Origin of the sequence: Mesorhizobium sp. M0514 (assembly GCF_040321145.1) — a bacterium.
GTDB lineage: Bacteria > Pseudomonadota > Alphaproteobacteria > Rhizobiales > Rhizobiaceae > Mesorhizobium.
The window spans coordinates 87,558-99,455 of sequence record NZ_JAMYQZ010000007.1 but is presented as its reverse complement, the minus strand read 5'-3'; the positions used below and the strand labels follow the sequence as shown (position 1 = coordinate 99,455).

At 63.7% G+C, this 11,898-nt stretch carries 14 protein-coding genes; 2 read left to right on the top strand and 12 right to left on the bottom strand.

Going from position 1 to position 11,898, the window contains the following annotated elements:
• Positions 1 to 80: 80 nt before the first annotated feature.
• From NKI61_RS05350 to NKI61_RS05340, 3 genes are all read right to left on the bottom strand, one after another.
• A complete protein-coding gene (locus NKI61_RS05350) occupies positions 81 to 1,391 on the bottom strand; it encodes an ABC transporter substrate-binding protein (protein ID WP_023746514.1) in 1,311 nt (436 codons plus the stop codon).
• Positions 1,392 to 1,633: 242 nt separating this feature from the next.
• Positions 1,634 to 1,975: a hypothetical protein gene (locus NKI61_RS05345; protein WP_352838965.1), complete on the bottom strand. Its 342-nt coding sequence runs from the start codon at positions 1,973 to 1,975 to the stop codon at positions 1,634 to 1,636.
• Positions 1,976 to 2,087: 112 nt separating this feature from the next.
• Entirely contained in the window at positions 2,088 to 2,996 is a 909-nt protein-coding gene (locus NKI61_RS05340) for a LysR substrate-binding domain-containing protein (RefSeq protein WP_023671245.1), read from the bottom strand.
• Between the two features lie 110 nt (positions 2,997 to 3,106).
• Between NKI61_RS05340 and NKI61_RS05335 the strand changes: the two genes are divergently transcribed.
• The gene (locus tag NKI61_RS05335) at positions 3,107 to 3,292 is read left to right on the top strand and encodes a hypothetical protein (RefSeq protein WP_023700462.1); all 186 of its coding nucleotides are present in this window, start codon (positions 3,107 to 3,109) and stop codon (positions 3,290 to 3,292) included.
• Between the two features lie 35 nt (positions 3,293 to 3,327).
• Here NKI61_RS05335 and NKI61_RS05330 read toward each other — a convergent pair whose 3' ends face one another.
• Positions 3,328 to 4,287 (bottom strand): sugar-binding transcriptional regulator, encoded by a 960-nt coding sequence (locus NKI61_RS05330; RefSeq protein ID WP_023671243.1) that lies wholly within the window; start codon positions 4,285 to 4,287, stop codon positions 3,328 to 3,330.
• Positions 4,288 to 4,507: 220 nt separating this feature from the next.
• Here NKI61_RS05330 and NKI61_RS05325 point away from each other — a divergent pair, with 220 nt between their 5' ends.
• The gene (locus NKI61_RS05325; protein WP_023671242.1) at positions 4,508 to 5,140 is read left to right on the top strand and encodes an HAD family hydrolase; all 633 of its coding nucleotides are present in this window, start codon (positions 4,508 to 4,510) and stop codon (positions 5,138 to 5,140) included.
• Positions 5,141 to 5,500: 360 nt separating this feature from the next.
• On the opposite strand, the gene NKI61_RS05320 is transcribed toward NKI61_RS05325, so the two are convergent.
• From NKI61_RS05320 to ureC, 8 genes are all read right to left on the bottom strand, one after another.
• Positions 5,501 to 6,268, bottom strand: coding sequence for a class II aldolase and adducin N-terminal domain-containing protein (locus NKI61_RS05320; protein WP_023732686.1), 768 nt, complete (start codon positions 6,266 to 6,268; stop codon positions 5,501 to 5,503).
• Positions 6,269 to 6,334: 66 nt separating this feature from the next.
• Positions 6,335 to 6,967: an urease accessory protein UreG gene (gene ureG / locus NKI61_RS05315; protein WP_352838964.1), complete on the bottom strand. Its 633-nt coding sequence runs from the start codon at positions 6,965 to 6,967 to the stop codon at positions 6,335 to 6,337.
• Positions 6,964 to 7,422, bottom strand: a complete 459-nt coding sequence (locus tag NKI61_RS05310; RefSeq protein ID WP_352625004.1) for a DUF3995 domain-containing protein — start codon at positions 7,420 to 7,422, stop codon at positions 6,964 to 6,966. Before NKI61_RS05310 ends, ureG begins: the two co-directional genes overlap by 4 nt.
• Entirely contained in the window at positions 7,419 to 8,105 is a 687-nt protein-coding gene (locus NKI61_RS05305) for an urease accessory protein UreF (protein WP_023689159.1), read from the bottom strand. The genes NKI61_RS05310 and NKI61_RS05305 overlap by 4 nt, the downstream gene beginning before the upstream one ends.
• Entirely contained in the window at positions 8,098 to 8,700 is a 603-nt protein-coding gene (gene ureE, locus NKI61_RS05300) for an urease accessory protein UreE (protein ID WP_352838963.1), read from the bottom strand. The genes NKI61_RS05305 and ureE overlap by 8 nt, the downstream gene beginning before the upstream one ends.
• Positions 8,697 to 9,302, bottom strand: coding sequence for a glutathione S-transferase family protein (locus NKI61_RS05295; RefSeq protein WP_352838962.1), 606 nt, complete (start codon positions 9,300 to 9,302; stop codon positions 8,697 to 8,699). Before NKI61_RS05295 ends, ureE begins: the two co-directional genes overlap by 4 nt.
• A 42-nt stretch (positions 9,303 to 9,344) precedes the next feature.
• Entirely contained in the window at positions 9,345 to 9,938 is a 594-nt protein-coding gene (locus NKI61_RS05290; RefSeq protein WP_023683601.1) for a hypothetical protein, read from the bottom strand.
• Positions 9,939 to 10,029: 91 nt separating this feature from the next.
• The gene (gene ureC / locus NKI61_RS05285) at positions 10,030 to 11,742 is read right to left on the bottom strand and encodes an urease subunit alpha (RefSeq protein ID WP_502899850.1); all 1,713 of its coding nucleotides are present in this window, start codon (positions 11,740 to 11,742) and stop codon (positions 10,030 to 10,032) included.
• Positions 11,743 to 11,898: the final 156 nt, after the last annotated feature.

Sequence of the window (11,898 nt, the reverse complement as noted above, 5' to 3'; positions counted from 1 at the left end):
GAAAAAGCGGCCGCCCGAACTGGGACTCGGGCGGCCATCGCCGGTCAGGAGGCGACCGGCGTTCGGCACCGGGAGGAGCCTTACTTGATATAACCGCCTTCGGTCATGGTCGCCGTGGCGGCGTCCTGCGCCTGCTTGAGCGCGTCGTCTACGCTGGTCTGGCCGGCGAGCGCCGCCGAGAACAGCTGGCCAACGGTTGTGCCGAGGCCCTGGAACTCAGGAATGGCGACGAACTGCACACCGACATAGGGCACCGGCTTGACCGTCGGATGCGCCGGATCGGCGGCATTGATCGAGTCCAGCGTCATCTTGGCGAACGGGGCCGCCTTCTGGTACTCGGGATTGGCGTAGAGCGAGGAACGCGTTCCCGGAGGAACGTTGGCCCAGCCTTCCTTCGAAGCGACCAGTTCGGCATAGTGCTTGCTGGTTGCCCATGAGACGAACTTCTGGGCGGATTCCGCCTTCTGCGTGCCTGCGGGGATCGCCAGCGACCAGGCCCAGAGCCAGTTGGCGCGCTTGCCGAGGCCATTGTCCGGCGCCAAAGCATAACCGACCTTGTCGGCCACCTTCGAGGCCTTCGGATCCGAGACGAAGGACGCCGCCACGGTGGCGTCGATCCACATGCCGCACTTGCCTTGCTGGAACAGAGCCAGATTCTCGTTGAAGCCGTTGGACGAAGCGCCTTCCGGACCGTCGGCCTTCATCAGGTCGACATAGAACTGCAGTGTGTTCTTCCATTCCGGTTGGTCGAACTGCGGCTTCCAGTTCTCGTCGAACCAGCGGGCGCCAAACGAGTTGGACATGGCCGTCAGGAACGCCGTGTTCTCGCCCCAGCCGGCCTTGCCGCGCAGGCATACGCCGTTCACGCCATTGGCGCGGTCGGTCATCTTGTCGGCGGCCTGCTTGATGAAGTCCCACGTCGGGGCATCGGGCATGGTCAGCCCGGCCTTCTCGATCAGGTCCTTGCGGTACATGACGAAGGAGCTTTCGCCGTAGAAGGGCGCGGCATAGAGCTTGCCGTCGACCGAGAGGCCGCCGGCGATGGCCGGGATGATGTCCTTGGCGTCATAGTCGTCGCCGAGCTTGTCGAGCGGCAACAGCCAGCTCTGCTTGGCCCAGATCGGAACCTCGTAGGTGCCGATCGTCATCACGTCATACTGGCCGCCCTTGGTTGCGATGTCGGTGGTGACGCGCTCGCGCAGCACGTTCTCTTCGAGCGTGACCCAGTTCAGCTGGATGTCGGGGTTCGCCTTGGTGAAGTCGTCCGTCAGCTTTTGCATGCGGACCATGTCGCCATTGTTGACCGTGGCGATGGTGATGGATTCGGCGTGTGCGGCAAAAGCGAAAGCGCTGGCCGACAACAAGCCCAGGGTGAGCGTGCGCAGTTTCATCAAATTCCTCCCATGAACCAAGATGAGCATTTGCCTTGGTAATGGGCAATTACTCACTTGGCATAAATTATGTCAAGCCAGATTCGATGCTGCAGCGCAGCACGCAAGGCGGAGCGCGGCGTTGCGCGCGTAGAGGATATTGAACGGATTTGGGAAGCTGTTTGCAGGGGATGTGAGAGCGCGTTGATGCCGACCCATCGCAACCCAATCGTCGCGCCAGGGGAGCGATAGGGCCGAGTCCATCAGCCGTGGGACGGGTAGCTTCCCACGGAATATTCGAAAACCCTGCCGTCGCGTATTTGCTTGGCTCTGGTCAGCACTTCCGTCACCTGGATCCAGCTGGGCTCGTCCTTGCGCAGCCTAACTTCCCGGCCGATTGCCTTCACGGCAGCTTGAAAGGGCGTAAATGCTTCGATCACCTGCGTCGTGCGCACGGTGTTGTTTTCGATTTCTTCGACGCGATAGACTTTCATCAGCCGGCTGATCGACCCTGTTTCAATCTGCAGACGATTGATCCTGCTCAATTGGGTCGTCACAAGCACAAGCCTATGCCGGGCGAGTGATATCGACAGCGTTTTTGTCAAGCTTGGTTAACCGGGTGGCCCGATCGCAGCTGTTTGTCCGCGAAAGCGAGCATTCGTCGCGGATCCATGGCTCGCTTTGCATCTCGGAAATCAATCCGCGAATCGCTCGCCCTCAGGCGCAGGCGATCTCGGCCAGGATCCAGTCCCGGAAGGCTTTTATCTTCGGCACGTTGCGACGCGCCGTCGGGTAGACCAGCCAATAGGCGTGGCCGTCGTCGCCGACCAGGTCGAAGGGCTGGATCAGGCGGCCGGCGGCGAGCTCGGTCTTGAACAATGCGGTGGTCAGGATCGCCACACCATGGCCGGCGATGGCCGCGTTCGCCTCATAGGCCTGCGCGCCCATGCTGGTGCCGGTGCGCCTGGCAAGTTCGTCCGCCGGGACGCCGGCAAGGGCGAACCATTCCCGCCACCAGATGTCGCCGGGATCGAGAATGGGCAGCTTGAACAGGTCGGCGGGTTCGTGGACGCCACCTATGGTGGCAGCGAGTGCCGGGCTCAGCACCGGGGTGAAATCGGCCTTGAACAAAAGATGGGTCTCCACTCCAGGCCACTTGCCGCTGCCGGAGCGGATAGCGATGTCCATGTCCTCGCGGGCAAAATCGATCACCCTGTTCGAGGTATCGACGCGCACCGCCAGCGACGGATGCGCGACCTGGAAGGAGCCGAGGTGCTGCGCCAGCCAGTTCGAGGCAAAGGTCAGCAGCGTCGAGACGCACAGCACACCATCGGCGCCCCCACGCGCGGCGGAATAGGCGCTTGAGAGCAGGCTGAACGCCTCGCTGACGGCGGGCGCCAGGCGCTGGCCGGGTTCCGTCAGCACAATCTGGCGCGGCTGGCGCAGGAACAGCGGCGAACCGATGCGCTCTTCCAGAAGCTTGATCTGGTAGCTGGCCGCGGCCTGCGTCATGCCGAGTTCCTGCGCGGCCTTGGTGAAGGAGAGATGCCGCGCGACGGCTTCGAACACCCTGATGGCCTGCAGCGGCGGCAACTGGGCGAGCTGTGGTGCCTTGAGATCGGGCATAAGCCCTCCTTATGGGTCGTGATCGACGTTTGATTGGCGGCAAGAGCCAATCAGGCCGATATCTGGTGTCAACGATCAATCAAGTTCAAGCATAGCGGAGGCTGAAGATCATGACCACGGCACAGCAAAAACTCCATTCCACCCCGGCGCAGAGCTGGTTTTCCCTGCTGGTGCATGAATTTTCCCTGCTTGTGCACCGCCGGCGCGGCTACGTCGACGTCCGGGAGTTGTCGCCGCATCTGCAGCGCGACATGGGTTTTCTCGACGGCAACGACCCGTCCGGGCGCTGCAAATAAACGTGTTGGATTTTATCGATGGGCCGCTTAATCTATCAGGAACCGTCGAGCAAGGCCGTGGCGGTCCGCTCGTCGGTGATGAGGCCATTGACCAGCCGGCGGTTCACAGCGGCCAGGATGCCCGGCAATTTGCGCTCGCCCATGGCGAGCGCAATGACCAGCGACTTTTCGCGTGACGGCAAGGCTGCCGACGATACCCGGTCGTTGGTGATGCCCTCGATCATGCGGCCTTCCCGATCGAACACCCAGCCGACGATCTCGGCGACGCCGCCAGCCTTTTGCAACGCCTTCAGCTCGCTTTCCGAGATAAAACCGTCCTCGTAGAGCGGCGCCTTCGGGCCGAGATCGCCGATGCCGACAAAGGTCACGTCGGCTTCCGCGGCCAGCGCCAGCGTCGGTTGGATCATCGGCTGGGCAAGCAGCATCTCGCGCTCTTCCGGCGACGAGGCGATGACCGGCAGCGGCATCGGGAACGAGCGCGCCTTGACCCGGTCGGCCATGGTGAAGATGACGTTGTAGAAGGCGGCCGAACCGTCGGGCGAGATGTTGCCGGTCAAGGACACAACCTTGTGCTGCGAGCATTCCATCGGCGGCAATTGCTCGATCGCCGCCTTCAGCGTGCGGCCGGTGCCGATGGCCAAGACGATGGGCGTCGGTGACCGCAGCCGCCGCTCGATCTCGGCCGCGGCCGCCTCGGCAATGCCGATCGTGGTCGAGGATGAGGTTGGATCGCTCGGCACCACTTCGACGAGGTCGAGCGCGAAGCGTGACTTCAGTCTAGCTGCGAGATCAAGGCAATTGGCGATCGGGTGATCGACGCGAACCTTGATCAGCCCCTCCGACACCGCCAGCGACACCAGCCGCTGCGCCGTCTGCCGGGAAATGCCGAGCGTGGCGGCGATCTGGTCCTGGGTGTTGCCGGCAACATAATAAAGCCAGCCGGCGCGCGCTGCCTCGTCCAGCCTGCTGCTGCCGCCGTCTTGCCGCGAATTCAAAATGTGCCTCCAGCCCTGCCCCTTTGCGCGCCCTTGGGCGAAGCGTCGTAGTCTTGCAGGGAATGTGTCGGCGCGCAATTGTTCAATCGGGAAGACAATTGCTTGCTGCTTCGATCCGGCCGCCGCGCGGCAACCAACCCAGCGAAAATCGCCGGCGGACGGGCTCGGCGGTTTATCTCCTGATACAAACGCTTTAAGGGGATCGGCAAAGGAGCCTCGCATGACGCCGAAAGCGGTTTTCTGGGATATGGACGGCACGCTGGTCGACAGCGAGCCGCTGCACGAGGCGGCCTTGGTGGCGGCGCTGCGCAGCGTCGGTATCACGCCGCCGGCCGACCTGCATGAGCGGGTGCTGGGCGTCGCCGCCGCACCGGTCTACGAGATGCTGCGCAGCGAGTTCGGCCTCGACCTGCCCTTCGACGACTGGATCGTGCGCAAATACGATCACTACATGCCGATGGCCGAGACGCTGAAGCCGCGCCCCGGCGCGATCGAAGTGTTCAACGAGTTGCGCGCGCTCGGCGTGCAGCAGGCGGTGGTGTCCAATTCCGACCGGGTGATCGTCGATGCAAATCTGAGCGCCGTCGGCCTGATCTATCCCGGCATGCGCACGATCAGCCGAAACGACGTGCGCGAAGGCAAGCCGCATCCCGAACCGTTCCTGCGCGCCGCGTGGCTGGCCGGCGTCGATCCTTCAGACGCGGTGGCCGTCGACGACAGCGTTACCGGCGCCACATCAGGCCTGGCCGCGGGGATGCGGACGATCTTCTGGCCGGAAGCGCCGATGGCAGGACCGAAGGGCGCTGTCGTGATCAACAGTGCGGAAGAGTTGCGGGCTCAGTTGGGACTCTGAGTGAGCCTATGAACGTCGGCGCTGCCCCTCATCCTCCCTTCAGCTTGGCCATGCATTGTCTAATGTTGCGCTGGTCGACCCCCGTCTCGGCTTCGCCGAGCCACCCTGCCGGGGCGAGCCACGGGTCTCGCCCGTCCTTCGGACCCCCCGATCGACGGGGTAGAGGAAAGGCGCCAAGCTTTTTGCCGTCAAACGCTCGTCCAGAAAGGCTCCCTTCCTTCCCTCCGGAGGGGGAAAGGTGGCGCTGCGAAGCAGCGACGGATTGGGGGAACCACCTGGCAATCAACCTTACGCCGATCAGTCATAACAAATCACAGAAGGTGAGTGCGTAGCGTAAACGGGAGAAGCACGGATGGTCGCTTAGCTGCGGTACACCGGCTCCTCCTCGTCGAGGATCGCCTTCAGCTCGGCAAGGTGACGCTCCGCCTGGCCGGGATAGTCGTCCATTTCGCTGGCGGTCTTTTCGGCAATGGCGTCGGAGAGCGTGCGCAGCGGACGGCCGGTCCACAGCGCCTTGATGTAGGTCTCGGCGGCACGCTCGAAATAGAACATGCGGTTGAAGGCGTCGGCAACGGTGTCGCCGATGACCATGACGCCGTGATTGCCCATCACCATCACCTTGACCTTAGGGTCGGTGAGCAGTTGCGAGCAGCGCTCGCCTTCCTCCTCGAAGGCCAGCCCGCCATAGTGGGCATCGACGACGTGGCGGTTGAAGAACATGGCCGAGTTCTGGTCGATCGGCGGCAGAGTCGAGTCGGCCAGCGATGCAAGCACAGTGGCATGAATGGAATGCACATGCATGGCGCAGCGCGCATGCGGCACGTTGCGGTGAATGGCGCCGTGCAGACCCCAGGCGGTCGGGTCGGGCGCATTCGGGCCGGACAATGTCTCGGGATCGTTGGCGTCGATCAGCAAAAGGTCGCTCGCCTTGATGCGCGAGAAATGCACCTGGTTGGGGTTCGTCAGGAATTTGCTGCCGGCCTCGTTGACCGACAGCGAGAAGTGGTTGGCCACGGCTTCATGCATGTTGAGCCGCGCCGTCCAGCGGAAGGCGGCGGCAAGATCGACGCGCTCCTCATAATAGGGCAGGTTGGTCAGCGGCTCTTTCTGCAAACGGGCGATGCTCATCAAAAAATCCTCCATTTCCCCGAGAATGCCGCGCCCAATGCCGACCAGCAACCGGTAAGTACTGGGTCAGGCCGCCGAGCGGGCCGACTGCAGCCCGCCATGTTCGACGATGAAGTCGATGACTTTCTGCAGTCCCTTGCCGCGCGATAGATCGGTGAAGCCGAACGGGCGCTTGCCCCGCATTCGGGCGGCGTCGCTCTCCATGACATCGAGGTTGACGTTTACATAGGGCGCCAGATCGCTCTTGTTGATGACCAGGAAATCGGAACGGGTGATCGCCGGCCCGCCCTTCCTGGGGATTTCCTCGCCCTGGCAAACCGAGATGACATAGAGGGTCAGGTCGGCAAGGTCCGGCGAGAAGGTGGCGGCAAGATTGTCGCCGCCGGATTCGATGAAGACGATGTCGAGATCGGGGAATTTCCTGTTCAGCCCGGCGATCGCCTGCAAATTGATCGAGGCGTCCTCACGGATGGCGGTGTGCGGGCAGCCGCCGGTCTCCACGCCGACGATGCGGTCCTCAGGCAGCGCCTGCAGGCGAGCCAGCATCATGGCGTCTTCCTTGGTGTAGATGTCGTTGGTGACGACGGCGATGGAGAAATCGTCGCGCAGCGCCTTGCAGAGCTTTTCGGTTAGCGTCGTCTTGCCGGAGCCGACGGGACCGCCGATGCCGATGCGCAGGGGACCGTTGGCCTGAGTCATAGCGAAAAATCCGTCATGCCGAAAAACTCCGTGATGGCGAGGATGGCGAAGCTGAGCCCGATCAACAGGCAGAGCGGCGAATAGAAGCTGATATCGAGCCGCGCAAAAGGCTGTTCCGGCGCCAGACGGCGCCACCACGGCGTGAAGCCGGCAATGCCGCGGCCGAGGAAGACCAGCCCTATGAGCAGCGCTGTGGCGGCAAGGCCTTCCCTTGGAAAGGGGGTGGCGAAGACCCCGGTCAGCGCCAGCGGCCACAGGGTTGCGAGGCACAGGCACGCGGCAACGGCGAAACAGGCAAACGGCGTCGGCATCTCGTCGACGCCGCGAAAGCCGACGACGGCGTGGGCGCAGGAGACGCCGTCCCTGCCCGGCCAGATGCCGCCAAGGCCCCAATAGACATGCAGCGCGGTGATCAGCAGCAGGACGGCCGAGAGGGCGAAGGCGAGGACGATCATGAGCGGAACAGCCTGGAATACTGCGTCTCGTGCTTCATCGCCATGATGTCGGAGATGAAGGCGCAGCCGCCGAGATCGTCCAATGTCGAGCCGGCGGCGCGCGCGGCCGTCGACAGCGCCAACGGCTCGAAGCCGGCGAGCAAGGCCATGGCGTCCGTCTGGCCGACGATTCCGAGTCGGATCGCCGCCTGAACGAGGTTGGAGAAGAAGGCCTGCAGGAAGGCCGACATCGCGTCCTGAAGCGCGATGCCGTTGCCGCCGGCAACGGCGCCGACGGCGACACAGTAGGCGCATTCGGCCGGCAGGCGGCCCAATACCGGATTCGCCCACGCCGCTGCCGCTTTCAGGAAGGCGGCGCCTTGCAGCATGGTTTCGGTGTGGCGCTCACGCGAGCCGGCCAGCGCTTCGGCGAGATCGGCAATTTCATGGAGGTCGCCTTCATGGAGGTCGCCGCCGTCGCGGGCGCGGCGCCAGCTTTCCGCGAAGAGCACGGCGTCGTTCCAGCCCGAGCCCATCTCGACCAGCGTCTCCAGCCAGAAGGCGAGGCTGGCGGTATCGGCAACCAGCCCGTCTTGCCCGGCGCGTTCGAGACCATGGCTGTAGGCAAAGCCGCCGACCGGAAAGGCCGGCGACAGCCACGCCATGAGCCGCAGCAAAGCGATGCCGGACGGCTGGTCAGTCATGATCGTGATGATGCCCGTCATGGGAATGGCTGTACGAATGCGACTCGCTGTGTGCGTGGGAACGTCCATCATGGGAATGCGCTTCGGCGTGCGCATGCGCATGGCCATGATCGTGACCATGCGCACCTTGGGCGGAATAGGCGCCGCGCACCGGCTTGAACGGTTCGGAGACTTCGCGCACCGTGGCGCCCAGCCCTTCCAGCATAGCCTTGATAACATGGTCGCGCAAAATCAGGATGCGGCTGGGCTCAATCGCAGCCGCCAGATGCCGGTTGCCGATATGCCAGGCGAGTTCGGTCAGATGCACGGCGTGGCGGGCGCGGATGTCGTAGACCTCTTCGGGTGCCGCGGTGATCTCGACCTGGCCGCCATCCTCCAGCACCAGCCGGTCGCCATCGTTCAAGGTCACGGGTTCGGGCAGGTCGACCAGCACCTTGCTGCCGTCGGCAAGCTCGATGGCGCGGCGGCGCAAATGACGCTCGTCATGGGGCAGGACGGCACGGCCGGATGGCGGCGTAGTTCCGGCAGTGCCGGCAGGCACCACCGAGACGGCCCGGGGGAACTTGGTGAAGTCGGTGTTCAGGTTGAGTTTCATCGCATGGCTCCACCGTTAGCCTGGGCTCTCGCACGGGCAGGCCGCGCCAGGACGCGGTCGAAATACGCGTTGACGCGCTCGGATTCGATCGGAAATGTTCCGGCGCGGGCCCAGCCGCCCATGTCGCCCAACAGCACGTCGACGGCGGAAAACCGGTCGCCCAGCGCAAACTCCCGATCCCCCAGCCGGCCGTCGAGCGCCTTGGCCTCCGAGGCGAAATCGTAGGCGGCGGCGGGGCCGACATCGACCCGCACGTCCTTCGGCAACAGGAAGCGGTGGCGCAGCTTGTTCCACAGCGGCGCTTCGAACTCGGACTGGGCAAAATGCATCCAGGAATCCATTTCGGCGCGTCCGGCCACACCTGGATTGGCGCCCATGCCTTTGTCGGCGTGCTTGTCGGCGAGATAGACGCAGATTGCCGCCGAATCAGTCACCGTCAGTTCGCCATCGATCAGGATCGGCACCTTGCCCGACGGGTTGAGCGCATAGGCTTCGGGCGAACGCAATTTGACCTCGACGAATTCATAGGGCTGCCCGAGTTCCTCGAGCATCCACAGAACGCGGCTGACGCGGGATCCACGCGATCCGATGGCCTTGTACATGGTTGAACCCTCTTTCCTGCGACCCTAAACCATAGCCACTGTTCAGACGATGGTGTCGAAGAGCCGCAGGATGAACGATATCTGATAGATCAGCGTGCCGGCGACGAAGGCGATGTGGAAGCGGCGGTCACGCACCAGTATGGCGGCGATGCACAACACCACGAAAACCGGCGTTCGGAACAGATATTCATTGCCGTAGCGGGCGAAATGCTCGGGACCCTTCAGCAGCGTGTCGACGACGTCGAGCAGATAGGTCGTCGCCAGCAGGCCGAAGAACCAGCCACGGCGTGAATAGAAGAAATCCTCGTAGCTGGTGTAGTCGAGCATCGAATCCGGAAACAGCAGCGCGCACAGCAGGAACAGCGTGATGGCGTAGAAGATCAGGAACAGGTACTTGCCGAAAGTCCAGACCTCTATGGTGTAGAGGCCGAACTCCCACCACCAGAAATGCACCAGCAGCAACAGCATGGAGGCGACCCAGCCGAGGTGCACGGGATAGAGCCTGTACTGGCCGGGATGCTGGACGATTCGCGCCACCCCCGACAGCAGGCGAGCGACGCCAAGTCCGATCACCATGCCCATGACGATGCGGATATGCGGGAAGATGTCGTGGGCGGAGGCTATTTCGGTGACCATGACCTGCTACGCGGTTCTTTGAGCCGCATATTGCGGTGGGACCGACCGGGTCGCAACGGAATTTGCCGGGTCGATCAAATCGCCCCTCGCCTCAAAACAGGAAATACCGCTGCGCCATCGGTAGCACGCTTGCCGGCTCGCAGGTCAGTAGCTCGCCATCGGCGCGCACCTCGTAAGTCTCCGGGTCGACTTCGACATGCGGCGTAGCGTCGTTGAGCACCATCGAATGCTTGCCGATGCCGCCACGGGTGTTTTCCACGGCCACGAACTGCTTGTCGACGCCGAGCCGGCCATGCAGGCCTGAGTCCAGAGCCGCCTTGGAAACGAACGTCACCGACGAGTTGGTCCTGGCCTTGCCATAGGCGCCGAACATCGGGCGGTAGTGCATCGGCTGCGGTGTCGGGATAGAGGCGTTTGGGTCGCCCATCGGGGCTGCGGCTATCATGCCGCCGATCAGCACCATGTCCGGTTTGACGCCGAAGAAGGCTGGGTTCCACAGCACCAGATCGGCGCGCTTGCCGACCGCGATCGAACCGATGTCCCTGGACAGGCCATGCGCGATGGCCGGGTTGATGGTGTATTTGGCGATGTAGCGGCGGACGCGGAAATTGTCGTTGTTGCCGGTCTCCTGCGGCAATGACCCGCGCTGGCGCTTCATCTTGTCGGCGGTCTGCCAGGTGCGGATCGCCACCTCGCCGACGCGGCCCATTGCCTGCGAGTCCGACGAGATGATCGAGAAGGCGCCGATGTCATGCAGAATGTCTTCCGCCGCGATGGTCTCCTTGCGGATGCGGCTTTCGGCAAAGGCGATGTCTTCGGGGATCGACGGCGACAGATGATGGCAGACCATCAGCATGTCGAGATGCTCGGCCAGCGTGTTGACGGTGTAGGGCCGGGTCGGGTTGGTCGAGGACGGGATGACGTTGGGCAGGCCGCAAACCTTGATGATGTCAGGCGCATGGCCGCCGCCGGCACCCTCGGTGTGGAAGGCGTGGATGGTGCGGCCCTTGATGGCGGCGACGGTGTTCTCGACGAAGCCGGATTCGTTCAGCGTGTCGGTGTGGATCATCACCTGCACGTCGTAATCGTCGGCAACCGACAGGCAGCAGTCGATGGCCGCCGGCGTCGTGCCCCAGTCCTCGTGCAGCTTCAGCGAGCAGGCGCCGCCCAGCACCATTTCCTCGAGCGCCGCCGGCAGCGAGGCATTGCCCTTGCCGGACAGGCCGATGTTCATCGGGAAAGCGTCGAAGGACTGGATCATGCGCGCCATGTGCCAGGGTCCGGGCGTGCAGGTGGTGGCCAGCGTGCCATGCGCCGGGCCGGTGCCGCCGCCGAGCATGGTGGTGATGCCCGACATCAGCGCTTCGTCGATCTGCTGCGGACAGATGAAGTGGATGTGCGCGTCGAAGCCGCCGGCGGTGAGGATCTTGCCCTCGCCGGCGATGATCTCGGTACCGGGGCCGATGATGATGGTGACACCGTCCTGCGTGTCGGGATTGCCGGCCTTGCCGATCGCCGCGATGCGGCCGTCCCTGAGACCTATATCGGCCTTGAAGATGCCGGCCGTGGCATCGACCACCAGCGCGTTGGTGATGACCGTGTCGACCGCGCCGCCGGCGCGCGACACCTGGCTCTGGCCCATGCCGTCGCGGATGACCTTGCCGCCGCCGAATTTCACCTCCTCGCCATGGACGGTGAGGTCCTTTTCGACCTCGATAAACAGCTCGGTGTCGGCCAGGCGCACTCTGTCGCCGACCGTCGGGCCATACATCTGCGCGTAGGCGGCGCGGGTAATTCTAGCCATCAGTCAATGCTCCCCCAACGAGAGGCCGGCCGCAGCCGAACTCCACATCGTCGCCATCCAATGGTCATGCAATGACCCGCCCGGCGACACCTTCTGATCCCATTTGGCCGTTGAGGTGGCCGTGCCACCCCAAACCGCCCGTTTGCCAAACCCTTG